We start from the raw sequence: 26,210 nt of genomic DNA on the forward strand, positions 1-26,210 counted from the left end.
GACGCGTAGAGTCAAACTGTGGAAAGCATGCGGGCGATTTCACAGTTCCCGGCTTCCACGCCCCTACTGACTCCAACAACCCTTAGATTCTAAGTCTTATAGATATTGGGTTCGGCTGAATCGGGCAGGCGAGAAGCCGCTGGACGGAGTCCGCGGCGAGCGTGCAGAGGGGTCCCATGCATTCCGCCAGCCCCAAGCCCCTGCTCGCGACCCTCAAGGGAGCGCGCCAGCCGATCCCGCCGATCTGGCTGATGCGCCAGGCCGGGCGCTATCTCCCCGAATATCGCGCGCTGCGGGAAGAAAAGGGCGGCTTCCTCGCGCTGGCGATGGACAGCGATGCCGCGGCCGAGATCACGCTCCAGCCGATTCGCCGCTTCGGGATGGACGGCGCGATCCTGTTCTCCGACATCCTGATCGTGCCGATGGCACTGGGCCAGGATCTGTGGTTCGAGACCGGCGAAGGTCCTCGGCTCGCCCCGAAAGTCCAGGCACGCGACCTGCTGGAAGCCCTTCAGGCGGCGCCTGGGAAGCTCGAACCGGTCTATGGCACCGTGCGTCGCGTCGCGGCGCGATTGCCCCTGGAAACCACTTTCCTGGGCTTTGCGGGCAGTCCCTGGACCGTCGCGACCTATATGATCGCCGGGCAGGGCAGCCGCGAACAGGCCGAGGCGCGCCGGCTGGCCTATCGCGACCCCGACCTGATGCAGGCGCTGGTCGATCGCATTGCCGAGTGCACGATCGACTATCTGCTCGGCCAGATCGACGCGGGCGTCGAGGCAGTGCAGCTGTTCGACAGCTGGTCGGGCAGCTTGAGCCCGGCCCAGTTCGAGCAATGGGTGATCGCGCCGACCGCGCGGATCGTCGCGGCGCTGCATGCGCGGGCGCCGGGCACGCCAGTGATCGGATTCCCCAAGGGCGCCGGCGGTAAATTGCCTGCCTATGCCCGCGAGACCGGTGTTGATGTGATCGGCGTCGACGAGACCGTGGATCCGGCCTGGGCGCATGCGTCGCTGCCCGCCGACCTGCCGGTGCAGGGCAATCTCGATCCGCTCGCGCTGATCGCCGGTGGCACGATCCTAGATAGCGCCGTCGATCGGATCCTTTCGGCCTTTTCAGCGCGGCCACACGTGTTTAATCTCGGCCACGGCATCCTGCCCGACACGCCGATCGCGCATGTCGAGCGGCTCCTCGCACGGGTACGGGGAGGCGGACAATGACCGGTTGGCTCGGAATGGCCTATCTGTGGGTCAAGGCGTTCCACATCATCTTCGTGATCTTCTGGATGGCGGGCCTTTTCCTGTTCCCGCGCTATCTGGTCCACCACCAGGAAGCGCTCGGCACGCCCGAGGCGCTGGCCTGGGAGAAGCGCGAGGCACTGCTCCGCCGGATGATCCTCAGTCCCTCGATGATCGTCGTCTGGCTGCTCGGGATCGCGCTGGCGCTGAACGTCGGGCTGACTGACGGCCAGCCGGGGCTCGGCTGGCTTCATGCCAAGCTGCTGCTCGTCCTTCTGCTCAGCGGCTATCACGGCTGGGCGGTCGGCTATTCGAAGAAGCTCGCGAAGGGGCAGGGCAGCATCGCGCCGCGGCGCTTGCGGCTGATCGGCGAAGTGCCGGCGTTTGCAGTGGTGCTCATCGTCATCCTCGCCGTGGTCAAGCCGTTCTAATTTTGCGGCGGAGCCGGCTTTGCCGCAATTTTCCTGCGCGCGAATCGCTGTGAACCCCGTTGACTTGGGAGAGGGCGGCACCTAATTCGCAAAACAGACCGAACGCTCATCCGGGCGGCGGTTCCTTCCTTTCAGCATCGCACCTCGCGCGTATCCGCCGACCGACGCTCTCCCCATAGCTTTCCAGCACCCGGACTCCCCATGCACCTCAAGGAACTCAAGAAGACCCCGCCCGCCGAACTGGTCAGCATGGCCGAGGAACTGGGCGTCGAAAGCGCCTCGACGCTTCGGAAACAGGACCTGCTGTTCGCGATCCTCAAGGCCCAGGCCGAGAATGGCGAGCAGATCATGGGCGAGGGCACGATCGAAGTGCTTCCCGATGGCTTCGGCTTCCTGCGCAGCCCGCAGGCCAATTATCTTGCCGGCCCCGACGACATCTATGTCAGCCCCAACCAGGTCCGGAAGTTCGGCCTGCGCACCGGCGACACCGTCGAAGGCGAGATTCGCGGGCCCAAGGACGGCGAGCGCTACTTCGCGCTGACGCGACTCGTTTCGGTCAATTTCGACGATCCCGACGCGGTTCGCCATCGCGTCAATTTCGACAACCTCACCCCGCTCTATCCCGAGCAGAAGCTGACGCTCGACACGCTCGATCCGACGATCAAGGACAAGTCGGCGCGCGTGATCGACATCGTCGCGCCACAGGGCAAGGGCCAGCGCGCGCTGATCGTCGCGCCGCCGCGCGTGGGTAAGACCGTCCTTCTCCAGAACATCGCGCGCGCGATCACCGAGAACCACCCCGAGGTGTTCCTGATCGTGCTGCTCATCGACGAGCGCCCCGAGGAAGTCACTGACATGCAGCGCAGCGTGAAAGGCGAGGTCATCTCCTCGACCTTCGACGAGCCGGCGCAGCGTCACGTGCAAGTTTCTGAAATGGTGATCGAAAAGGCCAAGCGCCTGGTCGAGCACAAGAAGGACGTGGTGATCCTACTCGACTCGATCACGCGTCTGGGCCGAGCCTACAACACCGTGGTGCCGAGCTCCGGCAAGGTGCTCACCGGCGGTGTCGACGCCAACGCGCTCCAGCGGCCGAAGCGCTTCTTCGGTGCCGCGCGCAATATCGAGGAGGGCGGGTCGCTCTCGATCATCGCCACGGCCCTGATCGACACTGGCAGCCGCATGGACGAAGTCATCTTCGAAGAGTTCAAGGGCACCGGAAATTCCGAAATCGTCCTCGACCGCAAGGTGGCCGACAAGCGCATCTTCCCGGCGCTCGACGTCGGCAAGTCGGGCACGCGCAAGGAAGAGCTGCTCGTCGACAAGAACAAGCTCTCCAAGATGTGGGTGCTGCGCCGCATCCTCATGCAGATGGGCACGATCGACGCGATGGAGTTCCTGCTCGACAAGATGAAGGACTCGAAGACCAACGAAGACTTCTTCGACTCGATGAACCAGTAGTCCGCAGGGGCTGCCTGCGGCATGCCGCAGGCCTCGCGCAAGGACAGTCGGCGGACAGTGCCGGGAAAGCGGCACCCACGCCGTTTTGGTCATGCCAGGGCCTGACCCACCCGACACTCCCGGCCGATGGTGTGGGCTAAGCCCACGCCCATTTTCTCCCAGCCTTATCTCGCGCGATCTTGCGCGCGCCAATACCTGCGCTAGGGCTATTGCATGCTCGACCTGATCCTCAGCGCCGCGACGGCTGGCCTCGGCTCCCCCGCCGACATCTGGCACCACATCGTCGCCGACTTCTCCAACATCACCGAGCCTGCGGCGCTTGCCGCGTTCGGATCGGTGCTGATGATCGATCTGGTGCTGGCGGGCGACAATGCGATCGTCGTCGGCGCGCTTGCCGCGGGGCTCCCCGCGGACCAGCGCAAGAAAGTCATCCTGATCGGCATCGGCGCGGCGCTGGTGCTGCGCATCCTGTTCGCGCTGATCGTCAGCTGGCTGATGGGAATCGTCGGCCTGATCTTTGCGGGCGGTCTGCTGCTGCTCTGGGTGAGCTGGAAATTCTGGCGCGAGATACGCGAGGGCAGCCACAGCCCGGGCTCCGAAGAAATTCATGGCGACGAGCGTTCCGGCGTCAAATCGGCCAAGAGCTTCGCCGGTGCCGCCTGGGCGGTGGCAGTGGCCGACGTTTCGATGAGCCTCGACAATGTCCTCGCCGTCGCCGGCGCGGCGCGCGAGCATCCCGGCATCCTCGTTGTCGGGCTGCTGCTTTCGGTCGCGCTGATGGGTCTCGCCGCCAACTTCATCGCCCAGCTGATCGATCGCTATCGCTGGATAGCCTATATCGGCCTGGCCGTGATCGTCTTCGTCGCCGGCAAGATGATCTACGAAGGCTGGGTCGGCAGCCACGGCACCCCCGGGATCATCAGCTTCTTCGGGTAGGTCGGGACCAACTAATCCGTTTGTGCTGAGCTTGTCGAAGCACTGTTCTTCTTAGACCGAGGTTCAGGAAGAACGGCCCTTCGACAGGCTCAGGGCGACCGGTCTGCTAGCCGATATGCTCGGCGAAGAACGCCGCTGTCCGCTCATCTGCTAGCTGTGCCGCCGTTTCCGACCGCCGCTTGCCCATTTCGGCCGCGAAGCCGTGGTCCTCGCCGGGATAGTCGAACAGCGTCACCTTGGGATGATCGTCGAGTCCCTCGTGCATCTTCGCCTGGGCTTCCGGCGAGACGAAATGATCGGCCTGCGGAATATGGAGCAGCACCGGTCGTGCAATCGCGTTCTTCTCGCCGAGCAGATTGTCGATGCCGACGCCGTAATAGCCGACGCTCGCGTCCGAATCGGTGCGCGTGGCGGCCATGAAGGCGAGGCGGCCGCCGAGACAGTAGCCGACCACACCGACCTTGCCGCCGCCGAGCCTGGCGCGTGCCGCCTTGATCGTCGCTTCGATGTCGGCGACGCCCAGTTGCTGGTCGAACTTGTTCATCCAGCCGAATGCCTGCTGCAACTCGTCGGGCACGTCGGGATCGAGCTCGATTCCCGGCTCGAGCCGCCAAAACAAGTCGGGCGCGAACGCGAGATAGCCGGCTGCTGCCCAATCGTCGCACTTCTTGCGGATCCCCGTGTTCACGCCGAAGATTTCCTGGATCACCACAATCGCGCCGCGCGGCGTGCCCTGGGGTTCGGCGACATAGGCGTTGAAGCTGCCGCTGCCATCGCTCGCATCGATATGGATCGTCATAATAAAGTCCCTTCCGGAAGTCGCCGCTCGTGCTCGAGCAGCCAGGATTTGGTCTTGGGCCCGTCGCCGCCCGAATACTGCCCAAGCGCGCCGCCGCTGCCGAGCACGCGATGGCAGGGGACGACGATCGGGTAGGGGTTGCGCGCGCAGAGCTGGCCGATCGCGCGCGGGCTGGATCCGAGCAACTGCGCCAGCGCGCCATAGCTCAGCGTCTCGCCATAGCCGACGGCGATCAGCCCGGCGCGCAGGGCGTCGCCGCGCGGCGTGCCTGTGGGTACGAGCGGCAGGTCGAAATCCTCGCGCTCCTTGGCGAACCATTGTTCAAGCTGCTCGGCGGCGGCGCGAACCGCCGCGGCGCTGCCTTTGGACATGGTGCCGGCATTGCCGATGCGGATCGACGTCAGGGCGGTCTCGTCGCCCTCGATTCGGATAGGACCGATGGGCGTTGCGATTCCGGCATGGTCGCGCGCATACATGGACCAAGAACTAGCAGCCGCTCCGCGGCCCGCGCAACGGAGACCGGCCATGAAGATCAATGTCGAAGTCGAGTGCACGCCCGAGGAAGCGCGTCGCGCGATGGGGCTGCCCGATCTCTCGCCGGTGCACGATCGCTATGTCCAGATGATGGTCGACGCGATCGAGAAGCAGGGTACGCCCGAAGGGTTCGCCGACATGGTCCGAAACTGGGGACCGATGGGCGAGGGCGCGATGAGCTTCTGGCGGACGATGTTCGAAAGCGGCAACAAGAGCGGCTGATGGACACGATCTTTGCAGTTTCGAGCGGCGCTCCGCCCGCCGCGATCGCGGTGCTGCGACTGAGCGGGCCCCAGGCGTTCGAGGCTGCCGAGGCGCTTGCCGGGACGCTGCCCCAGCCGCGCCGCGCCGGGCTACGGGCGCTTCGCGATTCGAGCGGAGAACTGCTCGATCGCGCGCTGGTCCTGACCTTTCCGGGGCCCGATAGTGCGAGTGGGGAAGACCTGGTCGAGCTGCATTTGCATGGCGGTCGCGCGGTCGTGCGGGCAGTGCAGGCCGCACTCGGAGCGATAGAGGGGTTGCGCCCGGCCGAAGCGGGAGAGTTCACGCGGCGGGCGCTGCTCAACGGTCGGATGGATCTCAGCGAGGCGGAGGGGCTCGGCGACCTGTTGATTGCCGAAACCGAGGCGCAGCGCCGCATCGCGGTGCGTGCCGCGGAGGGCGGGGTGCGGCGCCAGGTCGAAGCCTGGGCGCAGCGGCTGCTTGGGCTCGCCGCGCAGGTCGAGGCCCAGCTCGATCACAGCGACGAGGACGATGTTGCCGACGGCGCCGACTCGCTTGCCGCGCTCCATGCCGCCGCAGCGGCGTTGGCGCGCGACATCGCCGATGTCGCTTCCCGCCCGCCGGTCGAGCGGCTGCGTGACGGGCTTCGCGTCGTGCTTGCCGGGCCACCCAATGCCGGCAAGTCGACGCTGCTCAATGCGATGGTTGAGCGCGAGGCGGCGATCGTCTCGCCGATCGCGGGGACGACGCGCGACCGGATCGAGGCGCCGGTCACGCGTGGTGGCACTGCTTGGCTGCTGATCGACACTGCGGGGCTCGCCGAGACGACCGCCGATCCGATCGAGGCGATCGGTATCACGCGCGCCCGCGCCGCACTCGACGAGGCCGATATCGTGCTGTGGCTCGGCGACGATGCACCGCCGCCCCATCCGGCGCTGCTCTGGCTTCTCCCGCGTGCCGATATGGTCGGCCGCGAGTCGGCGAGCGGCGAGCGGCTGGTGGTGTCGGGGGCGACGGGCGCGGGGATCGATGCGCTCTGGGCTGCGCTGGACCGGCTCGCCTCCGCGCTTCTCCCACAGTCAGACATGCTTGCGCTGAACCGCCGCCAGCGTGATTTAGCTGAGGCAGCGGGAGACGCGCTGGGGCGTGCTGCGATGCAACATGACTTGTTGCTCTACGCCGAGGAACTGCGGAGCGCCCGCCGCAGCTTCGACGCGATCACGGGCCGGGTCGGTGTCGAGTCAATGCTCGACGCGCTCTTCTCGCGCTTTTGTATCGGCAAATAGCGATGTTCCACGTGGAACGGTTTTGACGTGGAGCGCTTGAACCGGTAGCGCGGGTGCATGCAGTTCGACGTAATCGTGATCGGCGGGGGCCATGCCGGCACCGAGGCCGCTGCTGCGGCCGCGCGTCGCGGTGCGCGGACGGCACTGCTGAGCTACGACCTGACCAAACTGGGCGCGATGTCGTGCAACCCGGCAATCGGCGGTCTCGGAAAGGGCCACCTTGTCCGCGAGGTCGATGCGTTCGACGGTCTCATCGGCCGCGCTGCCGATGTGGCCGGCATTCATTATCGGATGCTCAACCGGAGCAAGGGCACCGCAGTCCAGGGACCGCGTGTCCAGGCGGATCGTACGCGCTACGCCGCCGCGATCCAGACGATGCTGCGCGCGCAACCGGATTTGACGTTGGTCGAAGGTGAGGCGAGCGCCCTGGTGCAGGCCGGCGGTCGGATTGCCGGCGTTCAGCTGGCTGATGGCACCGTTCTCGAAGCCAAAGCGATCATACTTGCTACGGGCACGTTTCTAGGTGGTCGTATTTTCCGCGGCGAAGAGCGGGAGCTCGGGGGCCGGGTGGGCGAGGCAGCGGCAACACGACTGGCCGCGCAACTCCGCGCGCTCACATTGCCGATGGCGCGGCTCAAGACGGGTACGCCGCCACGTCTAGACGGGCGTACGATCGACTGGTCGCGTATCGCCGAACAGCCGTCGGACGCGGACCGGTGGACGATGTCGCCGATGACGCCGCACCGAACCCTGCCACAGCTTCATTGCGGAGTGACGCGCACGACCCCTGCTACGCACGACGCGATCCGTGCCGCGCTCGATCGCTCGCCTTTGTTCAGTGGTGCGATCGACGCGCAGGGACCGCGCTATTGTCCTTCGATTGAGGATAAGATCCACCGCTTCGGCGACCGCGATGGTCACCAGATTTTCCTCGAGCCCGAGGGGCTGGGCACGCCGCTGATCTACCCAAACGGCATGTCGACGTCATTGCCGGTCGACGTCCAACAGGCCATGATCTCGTCTGTGCCGGGGCTTGAGCGCTGCGCGATCGTTACGCCGGGCTATGCGGTCGAATATGACTATGTCGATCCCCGCGCGCTCGACGCGACGCTGGGACTTCCGCAGATTCCGGGCCTCTATTGCGCCGGCCAGATCAACGGCACTACCGGCTATGAAGAAGCGGCGGGGCAGGGGCTGGTTGCCGGCGCCAATGCTGCGGCCTTTGCGCGCGGCATCGAGCCACTGCTGCTCGAACGCGCCACCTCCTATCTGGGCGTTATGGTCGATGACCTGATCCTTCAGGGTGTCACCGAACCTTATCGAATGCTCACTGCCCGTGCGGAGTTTCGCTTGCGTCTCCGCGCCGACAACGCCGAAACGCGATTGGCCGAGGCGGCAGGGCAACTGGGCCTTCTCGGCGCAGCGCGTGCCGCCCGCTATCGTCAGCGCGCCGTTGCTCGCGCCGAGCTCGAGGCGCACTTCGCCACACCACTAACTGCCACGGCGGTCCACGTGCGGGGCGCCCCCATCGGTCTGGATGGCGCGCGACGTTCTGGAAAGGAATGGCTGAGGTTTCCCGGCGTCGAACTAGCCCACGTTTCGAAGGGAATTGATTCAGACCCGCATCTGCTCGCGGAGTTTATCGAGGACGCGCGCTACGCGCCTTATATCGAGCGCCAAGACGCTGAGGTCGCTGCATTGCACGCGAATGACGCGGTTCGGCTCAGCCTAGAGCTCGATTTCGCCGCGGTTCCGGGCTTGTCTAACGAGATGGTCGAGAAGCTCACCGCGAGCCGACCAGAAACGTTGGGTGCCGCGTCGCGCATTCGGGGTATTACACCTGCAGCGCTGTCGGCGATCCTCCTGCATGCGCGCAGGGCGGCATGAACCAGGACCAGGCGCGACTCTGGGTTCGGGAACGCTTCGGTGTTTCACGTGAAACTCTGCTCGCGCGCTACGCCGAGATGCTGGTAGCCGAATCTGCTAACCAGAACCTTATTGCCCGTTCTACATTTGATGAGGTCTGGGCGCGCCATGTCGTCGACTCGGCTCAACTCGTTCCGCTAGCTGAGAACGCTCCACTTGGAACGTGGCTAGATGTTGGCAGCGGCGCGGGCCTCCCGGGAATCGTGGCGGCGATTCTAACCCACCGGCCAGTCGTTCTTGCGGAGCCGCGTGCGCGTCGCGTTGCATTTCTGCGCGCAGTCACCGAGGCGTTGCAGCTCGCGGATCGCGTGACCGTACATCATGGCAAGGTTGAGAGCTTTCTGCCCGAACAACCCGTTGCTATTGTCTCCGCCCGCGCGGTGGCGGAGCTATCCCAACTTATCGCATCCGCGATTCACTCCACCGATTCCTCCACAATCTGGGTGCTACCAAAGGGCCGCAATGCGCAATTGGAGGTGGCCGCGGCGCAGCGCACGTGGCAGGGTGTGTTTCACGTGGAACCCAGCCTGACGCAAGACGACTCAGGTGTCGTGGTAGCCCAAGGGGTACGGCGTACATGATCTGTATCGCGATCGCCAACCAGAAGGGTGGTGTGGGCAAGACCACCACCGCTATCAATGTCGGCACCGCGCTGGCGGCGACCGGCAAGCGCGTGCTGCTGCTCGATCTTGATCCGCAGGGCAACGCGTCGACCGGGCTCGGTGTCGGCAGAGCCGAACGCGACGGCCATTCGACCTATGACCTGCTCGTCGGCAATGCTCAGCTTGATCAGGTCGCGATTTCTACCAAGGTGCCGCGGTTGGATATCGTTCCCGCGACGCAAGATCTGTCGGGTGCGGAAATCGAGCTGATCGAGTTCGAGGCGCGCACCCATCGCCTCGACTCTGCGCTCGCCACCCAAGCGGCAGCACGCTGGGATGTCGTGTTGATCGATTGTCCGCCCTCGCTCGGGCTGTTGACGATCAACGCAATGGTCGCGGCACATGCGCTCTTGGTCCCGCTGCAGTGCGAATTTTTCGCATTGGAAGGGCTCAGTCAGCTACTCAGTACGATTGATCGCATCCGCAGTCGGTTCAACCCTGGGCTATCGATCCTCGGAGTCGCGCTGACGATGTACGATCGGCGCAATCGACTGACCGATCAGGTGGCCGACGACGTTCGCGCGGTGCTCGGCAAAGTCGTGTTCGACACGGTGATCCCGCGTAACGTTCGCTTGTCCGAGGCCCCGAGCCACGGCATGCCGGCGCTGATCTATGATTATCGCTGCGCCGGGTCGGAAGCATATATCGCGCTCGCTCGCGAAGTGATCGAACGCCTGCCCAAACTGAAGAAGGCCGCATGAACGAACCCGCTCCCCGCAAGCACGGCCTTGGCCGCGGCCTTAGCGCGCTGCTCGGCGACAGTGTGGCCGAGGCACCAATCTCGAGCGGCGCGGAGGGCGGTGGCAATGCCGGTCTGCGCACCTTGCCGGTCAGCGCGATGGCGCCGCATCCCGGTCAGCCGCGCCGCCATTTCGACGACGCCGCGCTCGACGACCTAGCCGAATCGATCGCGTCGCGCGGGCTAATCCAGCCGATCGTCGTCCGCCCGCATGGCCACAGCTACCAGATCGTCGCCGGCGAGCGTCGCTGGCGCGCCGCGCAGCGTGCGCGGCTTCACGAAGTCCCGGTAATCGTTCGCGAACTCAGTGACGCCGAGACGATGGAAATCGCGCTGGTAGAGAACATCCAGCGCCAGGATCTCAACGCGATCGAAGAAGCCGAGGCCTATGCGCGGTTGATCGGCGAGTTTGGCCACACCCAGGAGGCGCTCGCCCGGCTCGTCCACAAGTCGCGCAGCCATGTCGCCAACCTGTTGCGATTGCTCGATCTTCCCCAGCCGGTTCGCCAGATGGTGGTCGAGGGCGCGATCGAGATGGGGCATGCCCGCGCGCTGATCGGCGCCCCCGACGCCGAGCGGCTCGCGCGCACCGTCGCCGAGAAGGGCCTGTCGGTTCGCGAGACAGAGAAGCTCGCGCGCGAGGCCAAGCCCGGCAGCCAGCGCCGCGAGGGGAGCGGTGGGGCGGGGGATCGCAACGCCGACATCCAGGCACTCGAGCGCCAACTCGGCGACGTGCTCGGCCTGAACGTCAAGATCGTCCACGGAACGAAGGGCGGCACGCTCACCCTGAACTATTCGACGCTCGACCAGCTCGACATGGTGTGTCAGCGCCTGACCGGCGAGCGGATCTAAGGGTCTATCCCCGCGCCCTAGCTGCAGCCCTCGCGATCGCGGCGCATTCGGCTTCGGCGAGGACCTCGCCGGCGCTTCCCGAGTGCATCATGGCACGTTCGGTTTGGCGGACGCGATCGATCGCGCGGGCGATCTGGGCGGCGTTCCAGCGACGCAGCGCCCGGCCAGTCGCGGCTTTCTCCCGGAAGAAAACACGATGCTTTTCAAGTACTTCGTCTACACTCGCGCCCCGATCCATGTCACCGCGCAGCTCGGCTAGCGTCATCAGTCGGCGCGCAAGCTGGCGAAGCAGCGGGATCGCCGTGCCGTCGCCCAATCGGGCAAGCTCGGTGCCGACCTCGGCCACCCGCCCGTCTAGCACCGCGTCGATCGCCTCGAACAGCTCAGTGTCGCCCAGATCGGCGCCGATCGCGTCGAGCGCCGCGCCATCGGCGTCCTTGGGGCGGTCGGGCGCCGCGTCGAGGAAAAGCGCCAGCTTTTCGACCTCGCGCGCTAGAATCGCGCGGTCGCCGCCGGTCGCCGAGGCGAGCCGCTGCGGCACGTCACCGGTAAGCCGCAAGCCGTGCTCGCGCCCCACGGTCGTCGCCAGCCGCGCCGCGTCGATCCCCTCGGGGACGTAGCAGGCAAAGGTCAGCGCGGCGGGAGAGGCGATCGCTGCCTTAACCAGCTTGCCGCTCGCCTTGAGCCCCGGCCCGATTGCGACCACGGGATTACCCGCGCGCTCGGCCGCGAGCAGCAGCGACACCGATTCGCCGGCGCCTTCTTCAATCCCCAGGATCCGTACGAAGCGCACGCCGCCGAACAGAGACATCGACGCCGCCTCGTCGGCGAGCCGTCCAGGCTGCTCGCGAAGCGCCTTCATGTCGAGGTCGATGCGCTCGACATCGGGGCCCAGCGCGCGCGCGAGGCGTTCGGCGAGCTCGGCGGCACCGGCCTCGTCGGGGCCGTGGAAAAGATAGAGCCGCGTCGCCGGATTGGGCTTGTCGACGGCGCCGCGGATTTGCGTCGCGCTCGCCTTCATTGGCCGCCGGTGGGGGCGGGTAGCGCCGGCACATTGGCGGGCACCGCGGCGCTGCCTGACTGGGCGAAGCGGGCGACGCGCGCGACGATCTGGTCGGCGACGATCCCCGAAAGCCGCTCGAGCGCGCTCTTCTCCGCCGCGATCGTGGCATATTCGGAGCCGACCACGTCGATGCCCGCGTCGGATCCCGCAGTCGCGTCGAGCACCACCTGGCCGCTCGCCAGGTCGACGAGCTGGTAGCGCGCGCGAAGCGTCCGCCGCTCGCGCGCGACACTGTCGTCGCTGCGTACGCCGAGCCCGGCGATCGTATCGTCGAGCTTGACCTCAAGCCGGTAGCGCGGCGCCGCGTCGGCCCCGGCGTCGAGCCGGTCGCGCAGCGCGTTGCTCACCAGCCAGCCCGATTGCCCCTCGATCGGGGCGACCTGGATCGCGGCGAGCGTCGCCTGCACCGGCCCGGCCGCGCCGCCGCCGTACAGCGGCCGCAGACCGCAGCCTGAAAGCGCCAGCGCGCCGGCGGCGAGGAGCAGGGCCAACCTCATGCGACGATGTTCACCAGACGGTCGGGCACGACGATCACCTTCCTTGGCGGCTTGCCTTCGAGTGCACGAACGATCTTCTCCGCTGCAAGTGCCGCGGCCTCGACCTGCTCCTTCGGTGCGCCCTTGGGCAATACCAGCGTATCGCGCAGCTTGCCATTGACCTGCACGGCGATCGTCACTTCGTCATCGACGAGCAGCGCGGGATCGACTTTGGGCCATTCGGCGTCGGCGATCAGTCCGTCCCGGCCCATTTCGGCCCAGGCTTGCTCTGCGATATGCGGCACCATCGGCGCGACGATGCGGACGAGGGTGCGGATCGCGTTAGTGCGCGAGGCCGAGAGCTTGGCCTTCTCGATCGCGCCGACCAATTCGTAGAGCTTGGCGACCGACTTGTTAAAGGTCAGTGCCTCGATATCCTCGGCGACGCCCGCTATCGTACGGTGCAGGCGCTTGTCGAGATCCTTGTCCTCGCCAGTCGCCTCTTCTAGGCCATCGAACAGCTTCCACAGCCGCTGCACGAAGCGCCACGCGCCCTCGATGCCGTTCTCGCTCCATTCGAGGTCGCGTTCGGGCGGCGAGTCCGACAGCATGAACCAGCGGACTGCGTCGGCGCCGTATTTATCGACGATCGGCTCGGGATCGACCGTGTTCTTCTTCGACTTCGACATCTTCTCAATGCGGCCGACTTCGGCGACGTCACCCGAGGCGATCTCGACCGCCCCGGCGCTGTCCTTGCGGACTTCGTCGGGCGAGAGCCAGCGCCCATCCAGCGCCTTGTAGGTCTCGTGTGTCACCATCCCCTGGGTAAACAGCCCCGCGAACGGTTCGGCGACATCCAGCTTGCCGATATGCTGGAGCGCCCGAGTGAAGAAGCGCGCGTAGAGCAAATGCAGGATCGCATGCTCGACTCCGCCGATATACTGGCCGACCGGCAGCCACTGCTCCGCCACGGCTTTGTCGAACGGCTTATCGCCCGGCTGGCTGGCGAAGCGGATGAAGTACCAGGATGAGTCCACGAAGGTGTCGAGCGTGTCGGTCTCGCGCCGCGCCGCGCTGCCGCATTTGGGACAATCGACATGCTTCCAGGTCGAATGGCGGTCGAGCGGGTTGCCGGGAACGTCGAAGCTCACATCCTCGGGCAGCACCACCGGCAGTTGGTCGCGCGGTACGCCGACCGGGCCGCAGCTCTCGCAATGGATGATCGGGATCGGGGTGCCCCAATAGCGCTGGCGGCTGACGCCCCAGTCGCGCAGCCGCCATACGGTTTGGCCCTTGCCCCAGCCGCCATCTTCGGCGCGCTGGATCACCGCGCGCTTGGCATCGGCCACGTCCATCCCGTCGAGGAAGTGCGAGTTTACCAGCGTGCCCGGCCCGGTATAGGCTTCGCCGTCGTCGAATTCGGATGCCGTCTTGTCGCCCTCGGAGACAACGCGGCGGATCGACAGCGCGTATTTGGTCGCGAAGTCGAAATCGCGCTGGTCATGCGCGGGCACGCCGAACACCGCGCCGGTGCCATAATCCATCAGCACGAAATTGGCGATGTAAACCGGCAATTCCCAAGCCAGGTCAAAGGGATGGGTCGCACGGATGCCGGTGTCGAAGCCCAGCTTCTCCTGCGTCTCGAGCTCGGCTGCGGTCGTCCCGCCTTGCTTGCAGCGCTCGATGAACGCGGCGATCTCGGGCGAGTCCTTCGCCAGCGCCTGCGCGATCGGATGATCGGCCGCGATCGCGACGAAGCTCGACCCGAAAATCGTGTCGGGGCGGGTGGTGAACACCTCGACCTCGCCGCCAGCGGACAGCGCAAACTTGAACTGCAGCCCCTCGCTCTTGCCGATCCAGTTCTCCTGCATCAGCTTGACCTTGTCGGGCCAATGCTCGAGCCCCTGAACACCGCGCAGCAGCTCGTCGGCGAACTGGGTGATTTTCAGGAACCACTGACTGAGCTTCTTGCGCTCGACCAGTGCGCCCGAGCGCCAGCCGCGCCCGTCGATCACCTGCTCGTTGGCGAGCACGGTCATGTCGACCGGATCCCAGTTCACCGCGCTCTCCTTGCGGTAAACGAGGCCATTCTCGAAGAAGTCGAGGAAGATCGCCTGCTCGTGACCGTAATAATCGGGTTCGCAGGTCGCCAGTTCGCGCGTCCAGTCGAGCGCGAAGCCGAGCCGCTTGAGCTGCGCCTTCATCGTCGCGATGTTCTGGCGGGTCCAGTTGCCCGGATGGACTTTCTTTTCCATCGCGGCATTCTCGGCAGGCATGCCGAATGCGTCCCAGCCCATCGGGTGGAGCACTTCCATGCCCTTCATCCGCCGGAAGCGCGCGAGCACGTCGCCCATCGTATAGTTGCGGACATGGCCCATATGGATGCGCCCCGAAGGATAGGGGAACATCTCTAGGACGAAGCTCTTGGGCTTGGGGCTGTCGTCGCGCGCGGCGAAGGTGCGGCGCTCGTCCCAGACCTTCTGCCAGTGCGAATCGGACTTCAGCGCATCGAAGCGGGACACCGGAATTCCTTCAATTTCTGCAGCCTTGGGCACTAGGCAGCCGCGTGCAGGCGATCAACCCTGGCGGGGATGACCGCAGTGATCCAGATCGGCCAATCCGTCATCCCAGCGAAGGCCGGGACGAGGGTCTTCAGTCGTTGGCGATCGCCGCGCGGCGAAGGTCGCGGGCGCGGGTAAGGATGATGTCCTCGAGTTTCTGTACGGTCGCCGCCTGGACCGGCGCGGCGACCCACTGGCCGGTGCGATTGACTTCGCGCAGCGCGGCGACGCGCAGCGCATCGGCCCGGAGGTCCTGGTCAAGCACGGTCACGGTGACCTTCATCCGCTCGGTCGGCGTATTGGGGTTCACATACCAGTCGGTGACGATGACACCGCCGTTCGAATCGGTCTGGAGCAGCGGCATGAAGCTCAGCGTGTCGAGCGTTGCGCGCCACAGATAGGAATTCACGCCGATCGTGGTCACCTTCGACGCGGCAAGGTCCGCCTCGGGGCGCTTGCCGCCGCCGCACGCAGTGATCGAGAGAGCGAGCGACCCGAGGATCGCAGTGCGCAACAGGCGGTTCATCGACACATTCCTAAAGTCGAAAGGAGCAAACCACAGCATCTATAGGGGCTCGTGTGGCGGGAGCAAGGCGGCAGCGTGGAGGGCGATCCGGCAGGAATCGCCCGCAAACGAATCGATTCGCTGCCGAATCTGTGGGCATCGGGCAACAGTGGCGCGAAATTTGAGCAGGAAACGTACTGGTGGTGGAACCTTGCTTTCGAATCATGGTACGGACCTCCATATAAAGGGGATGAAAATGCGTTTGGGACGTTGGACGACGATGACGGGGCTGGGGGCGATCTGCGCCGCCGCTGCTTTCGTCGCGCCGGCCCTCCAGGCGCAGGAAGGCCGCGCGGTCGAGCGCAGCTATGCCAAGCGGCTCGCGCCGCCTGTGCGCAGCGGCCTCGGCACCTTCACGCCGGCGGCCGCCGATCCCAAGCTCGCCGCGATCCTGGCGCGCAGTGGCATGCCCGAGAGCGGCTTTCGCTTCACCCCGTCCGAATCGCGTCGCGGCGCCAGCCGTGCAGTCACCGTCGCGGTCCGCGCACGCTCGACACGCACCGCGGTCGCCAACCGCAACGACGTGATCGCCGCCGCGCCGGTCAGCCTCGCGCCGATCGCGTACAATCTCGGTGTCTCGGTCGGCTGGAAGCGCTTCGCCGTCGCCGGCGACGTGACCCGGATCGAGCTTCCCACCCAGCCGGGCAGCACCGAGCGCGCCAATCTCGGCGTCAGCTATTCGGACGACAAGGTCACCGGCCGCGTTCAGGCGACTGCCGAGCGGCCACTGGCCAACACGCCGGTGCTGATCGGCGACAAGCCGAGCTACTCAATCGACGTCGGCGGCAGCTATTCGCTGACCCGCAACCTCGATGTCACCGCAGGCGTGCGCTACCGCAACGAGCAGGAGCGCCTGCCGAAACTGACCGACAACCGCCGCGACAGCCAGGCGGTCTATGTGGGCACCGCCTTCCGCTTCTAAGCACTTGAATTAATGTCCTGTGCTCCGGCGGAGGCCGGAGCGCCGGCTACCAGCGCACAACCTCTCCACCGCTCCGGCTTTCGCCGGAGCATGGAAGATTTAGAGCCTAGGTGGTCCACGCATCGATCGCCGCCCAGCCATACACCCCCAGCGCATGCCCCCCCGCCGCGCGCTTCGCATCCATCCCGCCCAGCGCGATCACCGGCACCTTCAAACCCCGGATCATCAGTCCGAGCCGCACCCGCCCCAGCCCTCGCGTCCCAATATGCGATCGCGTCGCGAACATGGGGGACACGAACAACAGGTCCGCCCCCGCCCGCACCCCCGCGACCGCCTCGCGCCGCGAATGCACCGGCCAGGTCCGCAGCCCAGGGCCGCGCCGCGCATGCACGCCATCCTCGCGGCCCAGTCGCTCGGCTCCCGCGCGGACCAGCCGCAACCCCCGCCGCCGTGCAACTTTCGCCACCTTCGCAAACAGCGCCCGCCGCTCCGCCAAGTCCAGCCCATAATGCCGGAACACCACGCCGCTCCCCCGCGGCAGCCGCTCGAGCGCTGTCCATAGCGCGTCCCCCATGCGTTCGTCTGTCATCAGCCAGAGCTGCGGGAGAGGGTGGCGGGGTCGCATCGCCCCGCCTATAGCGCGCGCCATGCCCTTAGACGACGCCCAGACCCGGCTCGCGGACGTGCGCGAGAAGATCGCCCGCGCGGCGCGCATTGCCGGCCGCGAACCCGATGACGTCACGCTCATCGCCATCTCCAAGACTTACGACGCCGACGCGATCCGCCCGCTGATCGCCGCCGGTCAGCGCGTGTTCGGCGAGAACCGCGTCCAGGAAGCCCAGGCCAAATGGCCCGAGCTGCGCGCCGAGACCTCGGGTCTCGAGCTCCACCTCGTCGGCCAGCTCCAATCGAACAAGGCCGAGGAAGCCGTCGCCCTGTTCGACGCGATCCACTCGGTCGATCGCCCCTCGCTGGTCGAAGCGCTGGCCAAGGCGATGGAAAAGCTCGGCAAGCGCCCGCTTTGCTTCGTCCAGGTCAATATCGGCGACGAGGCCCAGAAGGGCGGCTGCCGGGTCGCCGAGCTGCCCGCTTTGCTCGCCGCGGCGCGCTCCGCCGATCTGCCGGTCGCTGGCCTCATGTGCGTCCCCCCCTTCGATGCCGAGGCGGCGCCCTTTTTCGCGCTGCTCGCCAAGCACGCGCGCGAGTCGGGCCTGTCTGAACTGAGCATGGGCATGTCTGGGGATTACGAGACCGCGGTCACGATCGGCGCCACCCATGTCCGTGTCGGCACTGCATTGTTCGGAGAGCGTGCGTGAAGTTCGATGCGATGATCTTCGATTTCGATGGGGTGCTGCTCGAAAGCGAGTATGCCGGCAACCGTCAGATCGCCGACTATCTGACCAGCGTCGGCCATCCGACGACGCCGGAAGATTCGATGGCCAATTTCATGGGGCTCGCAGGCGCCGACTTCCTCGGCGCGATCGAAGGCTGGATCGGCCGAGCAATTCCCGAGGATTTCCATACCGCTCGCGCGCAAGAGGATCGCCGCGCGCTCGAAGAGGGCTTGCCTGCGGTCGCCGGGGCGATCCGCTTCCTCTCGGGCCTGCCGCCCACACTTCCCCGCGCGATCGCCTCGTCGAGCCGCAGCGACTGGATCACCCGCCATCTCGAGCATCTCGGCGTCCGCGATGCGTTCGGCGACAAGATCTTCAGCGGCCGCGAGCACGTCACCCGCGGCAAGCCCGCGCCCGACATCTATCTCCACGCCGCGCGCGCGCTCGGCGTCGATATCGGCCGCACTGTGATCCTCGAGGATTCGCCCGTCGGCGTCACTGGCGCGGTCGCGTCGGGCGCGTACGTCATCGGGCTATGCGCCGGTACCCATTGCGCGCCCGATCATGCCGATCGCCTCCGCGCGCTCGGCGTCCAGTCGATCGCGCATGATTTCGACGAGGTCGCCCGGCTGATCGCCTAGAGCTGGTGTCCGGTGCGGTCGCGCTTGGTGTCGAGGTAGCGCGCATTGTGCGGGTTGGGCGGCAGCTTGTGGGCCACGCGCTCGACAACCGCGATACCCGAGGCTTCGAGCGCGGCCACCTTGTCGGGATTGTTGGTCAGCAGCCGTACCGTCTTTTGCCCTAATAGCGCCAGCATCCGGCCTGCCACCGCAAAGTTGCGCGCGTCTACCGCGAAACCCAACCGGGTATTGGCGTCGACCGTGTCGAAGCCCTGATCCTGCAGTGCGTAGGCGCGCAGCTTGTTGATTAGCCCGATCCCGCGGCCTTCCTGACGCAGATAGAGCAACACGCCCCAGCCGCTGGCCTCGATAGCCTTGATCGCCGCCTGGAGCTGCGGCCCGCAATCGCATTTGAGGCTGCCGAGCACGTCGCCGGTCAGGCATTCGCTGTGCAGCCGGACGAGTGGCGGATTGCCGTCGGGCTGGCCGATCAGCAGCGCGACATGCTCGCCAGGCATCTCGTCGGTGCGGAAGGCGACGATCTCGCTGTCCTCGGCGCCCGCGACGGGAAGCCGCGCACGGCCGACGATGCGCAGCCGGTCGGCATCCTCGTGCGCGTCGATATCGGCGGGGGTGATCGCCTCGTCGGCGTTGCCGGCAATCGCGAAGAAGGCGGGGAGCAGCCCGGCCACGCGCGCCAGCCGCAGCGCCGCGCTGGCGGCGTCGCCGGCATCGATCTCGATTGCGCGGAACGGACCCTTGAGCGGGGTCGCCAAATCGAGCTGCGGATCGGCGAGCGCCGTCGCGATGTCGAAGTCGAGCCACGGCACCCGCTCGACCAGCACCGGCCCGTCGGGCGTCGCCGCATCGCGCTGATTGGCCAGCTTGAGCGTCGCCGCGCGTCCCGCCGAGAGCAGCACCGGCGCCGCGCCGTCAGGATCGAATGTCTTGAGGCGCTCGGCATCGGCGGTTTCGATCGCGAGCAGCTTGAGCGTGCCGTCCTTCCCGCAAATCGCCACCGGCCAGCCGCGGCGCAGCGCGTCGACGGTACGGGCTACGGCGCGCGGGTCGCTCAAAAGTCGAACTCGGTGATGATTGGCACATGGTCCGATGGCTTGAGCCACGAACGACACGGCTCGCAGACCTTGTGGCTGGTCGCCTTGTCGGCGACTTCGCGGCTCGCCCACATATGGTCGAGCCGCCGCCCGCGATCGTTGGCGGTCCAGTCCTTCGAGCGATAGCTCCACCAAGTGAAGCAGCGTCCCGGCGCCGGGATGAACTTTCGGCCGAGATCGACCCAGTCGTGCGCCGCCTGGAGCCGGCCCAGCGCCTCGACTTCGATCGGCGTATGGCTGACCACGCCGAGCAATTGCTTGTGGCTCCACACGTCGCATTCGAGCGGCGCGATGTTGAAGTCGCCGGTGAGGATCGTCGGCTTGTCGAGCGCTGCGGACCAGGCGGTCATCCGCTCGACGAAATCGAGCTTCTGGCCGAACTTGGGATTGACCGTTCGATCGGGAATATCGCCGCCTGCCGGGACATAGACATTCTCGAGTCGTACGCCGTTGGGCAGCCGCACGCCGAGGTGTCGCGCTTCCATGTTCGCTTGCCAGTCGAACCGGTCGTCCTCGATCACGGGCACACGGCTGATGATCGCCACGCCGTGGTGCATCCGCTGGCCGTGCTTGGTGACATGGTCATAGCCGAGCGCCTGGAACGGCGCCTCGGGGAAGTCGCCGTCGACCACCTTGGTTTCCTGCAGGCAGAGAATATCGGGCGATTCCTCGCGGAGGAACTGCTCGACGATCTCGATGCGGAAGCGGACGGAATTGATATTCCAGGAGGCGATCTTCATCGGGTGCGATGTAAGCGGAACCCTTGGAAACGGAAAGGCCCCCGCTCCGGGGGCAATGGAGCGAGGGCCGACCTAGCGTTCGTCACGCAGGCGGGAAGTGGTTCGACCTCGAGCAACAGGGGGAAAATCCCGAGTACCGCCCCACATCCGCAAGATCGTTTCTAGGGACCGTAACCTGTCGGCAACATGAACGATCGACTAAAAACTCAGCGATTCCGAGGGCCTTGCCTCCGTGGATCGTTCCAGCGGAACACTCCGTCGGACACGTTGCCGTTGAGTTGCTGGTTCGACAGCTTGATCGTCGTGCGGTTGTTCTGCGAATCGAGCGCGACCCAGCCCTGGAGCATTAGCCCTGCCGGCGCGCTGGCATTCTTCTGGAAGATCATCGTGATCCGGCCATATTCGGGATGGGCAGGATCGTGCACCTCGATCGAGACGACGCGCGGATCGCTGGTTGGATTGAGCTTGGCGTATTTGGCGATGTCGCGCTTGGGGTTGAGCAGCACGGCGAGCGGCGAATTGCCAATCGGCCAGCGATCGACCTGACGCACCTGATAATCGATAAAATAAAGGCTCGAGCCGTCGGCGACGATTAGCTGCGGCACCCCCTTCTGATACTGGAAGCGTATCTTGCCCGGGCGCTTCAGCGTCATCGTGCCGGTGAGCACACGATTGTTGCGGTCGGTCTGGCTGAAGCCGGCGGTCATGCTGCTCACCGACTGGAGATGCTGCTGGACCTGCGCGAGATCGCCGACCGGCGCTTGGACGGGCGCTGCCGCGACCAGCGCGGGCGCGGCGAACAGGAAGGCGAAGGTGCGTGCAGACACGTCTGGATTCTCCGAAAGCTTGGGCTGAGCGGCTAGGGGGGCCGGCTTGAATGCCCCCTGAACCCCTATGCCGCCGAAACGATCCTCGCACTGGGCCTCAGAGCGGCCGCCCGTCGGTGTCCATCAGCACTTCGCGGCGGCCGACATGGTCGGGGCGCGAGACCAGCCCGTCCTTTTCCATCCGCTCGACCAGCCGCGCCGCACTGTTGTAGCCGACGCGGAGCTGGCGTTGCAGCCATGACGTCGATGCTTTCTGGCTCTCGGCCACCAGCTGCGTGGCGCGGCGATAGAGCTGGTCCTCTGGGCTGTCGTCGCCATCCGGGCTACCCTCGAGTGCGAACCCGCCATCCTCGGGCTCCTCGGTCACTGCGGTGATGTAATCGGGCGCCCCCTGTGCGCGCCAGAAATCGGCGACCGCCTGGACTTCGTCGTCGCTGACGAACGGCCCGTGGACGCGCACCAATTGCTTACCGCCGGGCATGTATAGCATGTCGCCCTTGCCGAGCAGCTGCTCGGCGCCCTGCTCGCCCAGGATGGTGCGCGAATCGATCTTGCTGGTGACGTGGAAGCTGATCCGCGTCGGCAGATTGGCCTTGATGACGCCGGTGATGACGTCGACCGAGGGGCGCTGCGTCGCCATGATCAGGTGGATGCCCGCCGCACGCGCCTTCTGCGCGAGCCGCTGGATCAGGAATTCGACTTCCTTGCCGGCTGTCATCATCAGGTCGGCGAGCTCGTCGACTATCACCACGATCTGCGGTAGCGCCACCAGATCGAGCGTCTCCTCCTCGTAGATCGGCCGCCCGGTATCGGGATCGTAGCCGACCTGGACCTTCCGCCCGAGCTTCTGCCCCTTGGCCTTGGCGGCGCGGACCTTGTCGTTGAAGCTGGCAAGGCTGCGGACGTTGACGCTCGCCATCATCCGATAGCGGTCCTCCATCTGCTCGACTGCCCATTTGAGCGCGCGCACCGCCTTGGGGGGATCGGTCACCACGTCGGCGAGCAGATGCGGGATATCCTTGTAGATGCTCAGCTCGAGCATCTTGGGATCGATCATGATCATCCGGCACTGGTCCGGGGTCAGCCGGTAGAGCAGCGATAGGATCATCGAGTTCAAGCCGACCGACTTGCCTGACCCGGTGGTGCCCGCGACGAGCAGATGCGGCATCGGTGCGAGATCGCCGATCACGGGATCGCCGGCGATGTTCTTGCCAAGCACCAGCGGCAGCGTCGCACCCTGCGCCTCGAACGCCTCGCTGCCGATCAGCTCGTGCAGGTTGACCGCCTCGCGCTTGGCGTTGGGCAGCTCGATCCCGATCACGGTGCGCCCCGGGATCGTCGCGACACGCGCCGAGATCGCCGACATATTGCGCGCGATATCGTCGGCGAGCTGGATCACCCGGCTCGCCTTGATCCCCGGCGCCGGCTCAAGCTCGTACATCGTCACCACCGGGCCCGGCTTCACTTCGACGATCTGCCCCTTGACGTTGAAATCGTCGAGAACGCTCTCGAGCAGCCGCGCGTTGCGTTCGAGCGCGAGCTTGTCGACCCCGACATTCTGGCTGGGCGGCGCTGCCTTGAGCAGGTCGAGCGGCGGCAGCGAATAGCTGTCCTTGAAGTCGAGGCTGCTCTGCACCGGCGGCTTGGGCTTGGCAGGGGAGGGTGCCAGGCTCGGCTCGACGATCACCGGGCCGGGGCGGTTGTCGGGCACCACCAGCTTTCGCGGCTCGCGGACTTCGCGTGGCTCGGGCGGCTCGCGATAGTCCTGCTGCGGCTCGGGACCACGCAGCAGCGGCGTCCGTGTGGGACCGAATAGCCGCGGCATCCCGATATGGACTCGCTCGGGCAAGGTGAAGTCGAGGCTGCGCCACCATATCCACAGCCCGGCGAGCCCGAACACGAGGCCCAGGCCGCGCGCCATCCAGAAGATGATCACCGGATCGCCAATGAAGCCGATCATCCAGTTGAACAGCCCGGCGATCGTCAGCCCGACCACGCCGCCCCAACCGCCGACCAGCGACAGCACCGAATCGCTCGAGAAGAAGGTCAGCGCCGTCGCGATCAGCACCACTCCGATCACCACCCCGCGGAGCATCGTCTTCCAATCGCCCAGCGGGCGATCGAGCCACAGCCGGTTGGTCAGGATCAGCCCGGCGGGCGCGATCAGCGCCACCGGCAGGCCGAGCGTCGCGAGCAGAGCGTCGGCGATCCACGCCCCCGGCAAACCCAGCAGGTTGCGCGCCGGCCCGCCCGAGGCGGTGTTCATCGACGGATCCTGCGAATGATAGGTCAGCAGCGCCAGCACGACGCCGATCGTCGCGAGGAACAGCAAGGTCCCGCCGATCAATGCGCCGCTGCGGCGCACGCCGGCCTTCATCGTGTCGCGCAGCAGCGACGGTTGTGCCCGGGACGCCATTGCCCAGTCTCCGCAAATGTCAGGGGGTGCGAGCGGAATCATCGCGCACCGCGACTCTGACGTCAAGATGGACTTGTTTTGTACCCGCCGACACGGGCTGGTCCCATCCTTCAAAACCTCTTAGGGCAAGAAGCATGGATAGCGCAGACGTACTCATCCTCGGCGGCGGGCTGGTCGGCAGCGCGCTCGCCACCGCGCTCGATGCGCATGGCCTCACTGCGATCGTCGTCGATCCGGCCGATCCCGCGACGATTCTCGCCGCCGGGTTCGACGGTCGTGCCTCGGCGATCGCCAGCGCGCCGATGCGGATGTTCGAGGCGATCGGCGTCGCACCGCGGCTGACGGGCAAGGGGTGCCCGATCGAAGGCATCCGCGTCACCGACGGCCTCGCGCCGGGCAAGCTCGATTTCGCTCCGGACGCCGATGGCGGCGCACTCGGCCACATGTTCGAGAACCGCATCCTTCGCACCGCGCTGTTCGAGGCCGCGCAGGCCGCGCCCGGCGTCGATCTGCGGATGCGGACTCGTGCGGTCTCGGTCGATCGCGGCGAGTTCGGCGTCACCGCCACGCTCGATTCGGGTGCCGTCGTCCGCGCCCCGCTGCTGATCGCCGCCGAGGGCCGCAACTCGCCCACGCGCGACGCAGCCGGGCTCAAGACCGCGCGCTGGAGCTACGATCACGCCGCGATGGTCGCCACGTTCGGCCATGAGCACAGCCATGAGAACATCGCCTTCGAGATCTTCTATCCCGAGGGGCCCTTCGCGATCCTGCCGCTGCTCGACGATGCGAACGGCCATCGCTCGGCGATCGTCTGGACGGTCGATGCGGCCGACGCGGCGGGGATGAGCAAGATTTCCGATCGCGCCTATCTCGCGGAGGCCGAGAAGCGCATGGGCGGGTTCCTCGGCAAGCTGGGGCCGCTGTCGGGGCGCTTCAGCCACCCGCTCGGCTTCCACCACGCCGCCTGGATCACGTCGGATCGCCTCGCCTTGGTCGGCGACGCCGCGCACGGCATCCATCCGATCGCGGGCCAAGGCGTCAATGTCGGCTTTCGTGATGTTGCGACGCTGGTCGAGGTGCTGGTCGAGGGGAAGCGGCTGGGGATGGACCTCGGCGACCCGCAGCTCCTTGCGCGCTATCAGCGCTGGCGCGGACTCGACACCTTCATGGTCGCCGCCGCCACCGATGGCCTCACTCGGCTATTCGGCATCCCCGGCAAGACCGCGAGCGCGGTCCGCCGCTTCGGGCTTTCGGCGGTCGACAAGCTCCCCCCGCTCAAGGACTGGTTCATGGCCGAGGCGCGCGGCGAAAGCGGCGACGTGCCGAAGCTGCTGCAGGGGCTGACAGTTTAAGGCGGATCGACATCGAGGATTGCGGCGGGATCCCTGGGCGCACCGACGACCGTCGCTATCTCCCGCACCCGATACAGGTGCGGGCCGAGCCTAGAGCAGCAAATCCTGCGTCGCCGATTTTCGCCCGACCGATCCGCCGCCGCTGCGCCGGAGATACTCCTGCTCGGCGGTGTGGCGAACGTCGACGTCGCGGTCCTCGAGGAAGCCGGCGAGCGATTCGTCGTCGATCTCGCTCCATTCCTTGCCGCGATCAGGGCCGTAGCGGACGCGCGGCAGCAAGCCGGGCTCGTTCGACCAGGCGATCAACTGCGCGACGCTAGCCTCGTTGAGCATGTCGCGCAGGTGGAAGGCCGTGACATAGGCGTCGGGGAACGCACGGTGCGCGGGGAGACCGCGCTCGTGCTCAAGCCCTTCGGGCTTGCGCCAATAGCGCAGCATCTGGTTCGAAAAGCCTGGCGAGCCCGGCCAAAGCCGCATCGCGCACTTCCAGGTGCAGATCCAGTTGGCGCCGCGAGTGAGCGACGCGGTGCAATATTGCTGCTCGAAATCGGCGCGATGCGCGGCGAGCGCGACGCGGCGCGGCCAGGGATCCAGCACGGGGCGGGCGACGTCATGCCACCACGGCGCGTCGGCGACATCCTCGTCGCGGATATGATGGACCGCCATCGTCAGCGGCGGGATCGGGCGGCCCGGATTGACCATCCGATTCCCCCCCTCGCCATGGATTTCCCAGCGGCCGTTGGACTGAAGCGCGACGTCCTGCCAACCGATCTCGCATACGCCATGGGTCGGCGGCGCCTGGCCGGTGGTCTCGAGATCGATGACGCGGATGATTGAAGGGGCGCGGGAGGCCATTCGGGCTAGGTGGGGCGTGACGCCATGAAATGCCAGCCGAAACTTGCGCCGGGCGGCCCGGGCCGCCCCCTAGGACTCGCGATCGGCCCCATCTTGTTCGACGCGCGCCTTGTGTTGCTGGAGCAGATCGTCGGTCCGCTCGGCGAGTTGCTTGGTCGCTTCGATGCTCCTCCGCAGCGCCGCCTGCGAGTCCTCGATTTCCGAAATATCGGTATAGCCCTTTTCCATCACGGCCCGGTCCCCACTCGGACGGATAAACCCTTGATCCAGATCAGGGTTCCACC

General features: G+C 66.4%; 27 protein-coding genes. 14 read left to right on the forward strand and 13 right to left on the reverse strand.

Annotated elements, in window-relative coordinates; genetic code table 11:
* The first annotated feature begins 176 nt into the window (after positions 1–176).
* From hemE to RZN05_RS16480, 4 genes are all read left to right on the forward strand, one after another.
* On the forward strand, positions 177–1,217 hold the full coding sequence (gene hemE, locus RZN05_RS16465; protein ID WP_317227771.1) for a uroporphyrinogen decarboxylase: 1,041 nt from the start codon (positions 177–179) through the stop codon (positions 1,215–1,217).
* Positions 1,214–1,666 carry a CopD family protein gene (locus RZN05_RS16470; protein ID WP_317227772.1) on the forward strand — a complete coding sequence of 151 codons (453 nt, stop codon included), beginning with the start codon at positions 1,214–1,216 and terminating at the stop codon, positions 1,664–1,666. Before hemE ends, RZN05_RS16470 begins: the two co-directional genes overlap by 4 nt.
* Before the next feature lie 201 nt (positions 1,667–1,867).
* Positions 1,868–3,124 carry a transcription termination factor Rho gene (gene rho, locus RZN05_RS16475; protein WP_317227773.1) on the forward strand — a complete coding sequence of 419 codons (1,257 nt, stop codon included), beginning with the start codon at positions 1,868–1,870 and terminating at the stop codon, positions 3,122–3,124.
* Positions 3,125–3,337: 213 nt separating this feature from the next.
* Positions 3,338–4,060 (forward strand): TerC family protein, encoded by a 723-nt coding sequence (locus RZN05_RS16480; protein WP_317227774.1) that lies wholly within the window; start codon positions 3,338–3,340, stop codon positions 4,058–4,060.
* A 106-nt stretch (positions 4,061–4,166) separates the two neighbouring features.
* Here RZN05_RS16480 and RZN05_RS16485 read toward each other — a convergent pair whose 3' ends face one another.
* Together RZN05_RS16485 and RZN05_RS16490 are read right to left on the reverse strand one after the other, a co-directional pair.
* Positions 4,167–4,859: a dienelactone hydrolase family protein gene (locus tag RZN05_RS16485; protein ID WP_317227775.1), complete on the reverse strand. Its 693-nt coding sequence runs from the start codon at positions 4,857–4,859 to the stop codon at positions 4,167–4,169.
* Positions 4,856–5,335: a methylated-DNA--[protein]-cysteine S-methyltransferase gene (locus RZN05_RS16490; RefSeq protein ID WP_317227776.1), complete on the reverse strand. Its 480-nt coding sequence runs from the start codon at positions 5,333–5,335 to the stop codon at positions 4,856–4,858. Before RZN05_RS16490 ends, RZN05_RS16485 begins: the two co-directional genes overlap by 4 nt.
* A 49-nt stretch (positions 5,336–5,384) precedes the next feature.
* Here RZN05_RS16490 and RZN05_RS16495 point away from each other — a divergent pair, with 49 nt between their 5' ends.
* From RZN05_RS16495 to RZN05_RS16520, 6 genes are read left to right on the forward strand one after another with little or no spacing between them, the layout of a single operon-like run.
* On the forward strand, positions 5,385–5,615 hold the full coding sequence (locus RZN05_RS16495) for a DUF6489 family protein (protein ID WP_317227777.1): 231 nt from the start codon (positions 5,385–5,387) through the stop codon (positions 5,613–5,615).
* A complete protein-coding gene (mnmE, locus tag RZN05_RS16500; RefSeq protein ID WP_317227778.1) occupies positions 5,615–6,901 on the forward strand; it encodes a tRNA uridine-5-carboxymethylaminomethyl(34) synthesis GTPase MnmE in 1,287 nt (428 codons plus the stop codon). Before RZN05_RS16495 ends, mnmE begins: the two co-directional genes overlap by 1 nt.
* A 57-nt stretch (positions 6,902–6,958) precedes the next feature.
* Positions 6,959–8,788, forward strand: a complete 1,830-nt coding sequence (mnmG, locus tag RZN05_RS16505; protein WP_317227779.1) for a tRNA uridine-5-carboxymethylaminomethyl(34) synthesis enzyme MnmG — start codon at positions 6,959–6,961, stop codon at positions 8,786–8,788.
* On the forward strand, positions 8,785–9,408 hold the full coding sequence (gene rsmG, locus RZN05_RS16510; RefSeq protein ID WP_317227780.1) for a 16S rRNA (guanine(527)-N(7))-methyltransferase RsmG: 624 nt from the start codon (positions 8,785–8,787) through the stop codon (positions 9,406–9,408). Before mnmG ends, rsmG begins: the two co-directional genes overlap by 4 nt.
* Positions 9,405–10,190: a ParA family protein gene (locus RZN05_RS16515; RefSeq protein WP_317227781.1), complete on the forward strand. Its 786-nt coding sequence runs from the start codon at positions 9,405–9,407 to the stop codon at positions 10,188–10,190. The genes rsmG and RZN05_RS16515 overlap by 4 nt, the downstream gene beginning before the upstream one ends.
* Positions 10,187–11,080 (forward strand): ParB/RepB/Spo0J family partition protein, encoded by an 894-nt coding sequence (locus RZN05_RS16520; protein WP_317227782.1) that lies wholly within the window; start codon positions 10,187–10,189, stop codon positions 11,078–11,080. The genes RZN05_RS16515 and RZN05_RS16520 overlap by 4 nt, the downstream gene beginning before the upstream one ends.
* Before the next feature lie 4 nt (positions 11,081–11,084).
* On the opposite strand, the gene holA is transcribed toward RZN05_RS16520, so the two are convergent.
* The 4 genes from holA to RZN05_RS16540 form a co-directional block, all read right to left on the reverse strand.
* Entirely contained in the window at positions 11,085–12,101 is a 1,017-nt protein-coding gene (gene holA, locus RZN05_RS16525) for a DNA polymerase III subunit delta (RefSeq protein ID WP_317227783.1), read from the reverse strand.
* Positions 12,098–12,640 carry an LPS assembly lipoprotein LptE gene (gene lptE / locus RZN05_RS16530; RefSeq protein ID WP_317227784.1) on the reverse strand — a complete coding sequence of 181 codons (543 nt, stop codon included), beginning with the start codon at positions 12,638–12,640 and terminating at the stop codon, positions 12,098–12,100. Before lptE ends, holA begins: the two co-directional genes overlap by 4 nt.
* Positions 12,637–15,141: a leucine--tRNA ligase gene (gene leuS / locus RZN05_RS16535; RefSeq protein WP_317227785.1), complete on the reverse strand. Its 2,505-nt coding sequence runs from the start codon at positions 15,139–15,141 to the stop codon at positions 12,637–12,639. Before leuS ends, lptE begins: the two co-directional genes overlap by 4 nt.
* A 130-nt stretch (positions 15,142–15,271) precedes the next feature.
* Complete coding sequence (locus tag RZN05_RS16540) at positions 15,272–15,706, reverse strand: DUF3576 domain-containing protein (RefSeq protein ID WP_317227786.1); 435 nt, start codon at positions 15,704–15,706, stop codon at positions 15,272–15,274.
* A gap of 235 nt (positions 15,707–15,941) precedes the next feature.
* On the opposite strand from RZN05_RS16540, the gene RZN05_RS16545 reads away from it, so the two are divergent.
* Positions 15,942–16,667, forward strand: coding sequence for a hypothetical protein (locus RZN05_RS16545; RefSeq protein WP_317227788.1), 726 nt, complete (start codon positions 15,942–15,944; stop codon positions 16,665–16,667).
* A 106-nt stretch (positions 16,668–16,773) separates the two neighbouring features.
* Here RZN05_RS16545 and RZN05_RS16550 read toward each other — a convergent pair whose 3' ends face one another.
* On the reverse strand, positions 16,774–17,256 hold the full coding sequence (locus tag RZN05_RS16550) for a thiamine phosphate synthase (protein WP_317227789.1): 483 nt from the start codon (positions 17,254–17,256) through the stop codon (positions 16,774–16,776).
* Positions 17,257–17,314: 58 nt separating this feature from the next.
* Between RZN05_RS16550 and RZN05_RS16555 the strand changes: the two genes are divergently transcribed.
* Positions 17,315–17,983: a YggS family pyridoxal phosphate-dependent enzyme gene (locus RZN05_RS16555; protein ID WP_317227790.1), complete on the forward strand. Its 669-nt coding sequence runs from the start codon at positions 17,315–17,317 to the stop codon at positions 17,981–17,983.
* On the forward strand, positions 17,980–18,642 hold the full coding sequence (locus RZN05_RS16560) for an HAD family hydrolase (protein WP_317227791.1): 663 nt from the start codon (positions 17,980–17,982) through the stop codon (positions 18,640–18,642). Before RZN05_RS16555 ends, RZN05_RS16560 begins: the two co-directional genes overlap by 4 nt.
* Here RZN05_RS16560 and ribA read toward each other — a convergent pair.
* The 4 genes from ribA to RZN05_RS16580 form a co-directional block, all read right to left on the reverse strand.
* The gene (ribA, locus tag RZN05_RS16565) at positions 18,639–19,697 is read right to left on the reverse strand and encodes a GTP cyclohydrolase II (protein WP_317227792.1); all 1,059 of its coding nucleotides are present in this window, start codon (positions 19,695–19,697) and stop codon (positions 18,639–18,641) included. The genes RZN05_RS16560 and ribA overlap by 4 nt on opposite strands.
* The gene (locus RZN05_RS16570; protein WP_317227793.1) at positions 19,694–20,476 is read right to left on the reverse strand and encodes an exodeoxyribonuclease III; all 783 of its coding nucleotides are present in this window, start codon (positions 20,474–20,476) and stop codon (positions 19,694–19,696) included. The genes ribA and RZN05_RS16570 overlap by 4 nt, the downstream gene beginning before the upstream one ends.
* Positions 20,477–20,682: 206 nt before the next feature.
* Positions 20,683–21,303, reverse strand: a complete 621-nt coding sequence (locus tag RZN05_RS16575) for a LolA family protein (protein WP_317227794.1) — start codon at positions 21,301–21,303, stop codon at positions 20,683–20,685.
* Positions 21,304–21,400: 97 nt separating this feature from the next.
* Positions 21,401–23,719, reverse strand: coding sequence for an FtsK/SpoIIIE family DNA translocase (locus tag RZN05_RS16580; RefSeq protein ID WP_317227795.1), 2,319 nt, complete (start codon positions 23,717–23,719; stop codon positions 21,401–21,403).
* A gap of 134 nt (positions 23,720–23,853) precedes the next feature.
* Here RZN05_RS16580 and RZN05_RS16585 point away from each other — a divergent pair, with 134 nt between their 5' ends.
* Positions 23,854–25,071 carry a UbiH/UbiF/VisC/COQ6 family ubiquinone biosynthesis hydroxylase gene (locus tag RZN05_RS16585; protein WP_317227796.1) on the forward strand — a complete coding sequence of 406 codons (1,218 nt, stop codon included), beginning with the start codon at positions 23,854–23,856 and terminating at the stop codon, positions 25,069–25,071.
* A gap of 90 nt (positions 25,072–25,161) precedes the next feature.
* On the opposite strand, the gene RZN05_RS16590 is transcribed toward RZN05_RS16585, so the two are convergent.
* Both RZN05_RS16590 and RZN05_RS16595 read right to left on the reverse strand, forming a co-directional pair.
* Complete coding sequence (locus RZN05_RS16590; protein WP_317227797.1) at positions 25,162–25,926, reverse strand: exonuclease domain-containing protein; 765 nt, start codon at positions 25,924–25,926, stop codon at positions 25,162–25,164.
* A 69-nt stretch (positions 25,927–25,995) separates the two neighbouring features.
* A complete protein-coding gene (locus tag RZN05_RS16595) occupies positions 25,996–26,154 on the reverse strand; it encodes a hypothetical protein (RefSeq protein WP_317227798.1) in 159 nt (52 codons plus the stop codon).
* Positions 26,155–26,210: the final 56 nt, after the last annotated feature.

This window comes from Sphingomonas sp. HF-S4, assembly GCF_032911445.1.
In the GTDB taxonomy this organism is placed as follows: domain Bacteria; phylum Pseudomonadota; class Alphaproteobacteria; order Sphingomonadales; family Sphingomonadaceae; genus Sphingomonas; species Sphingomonas agrestis.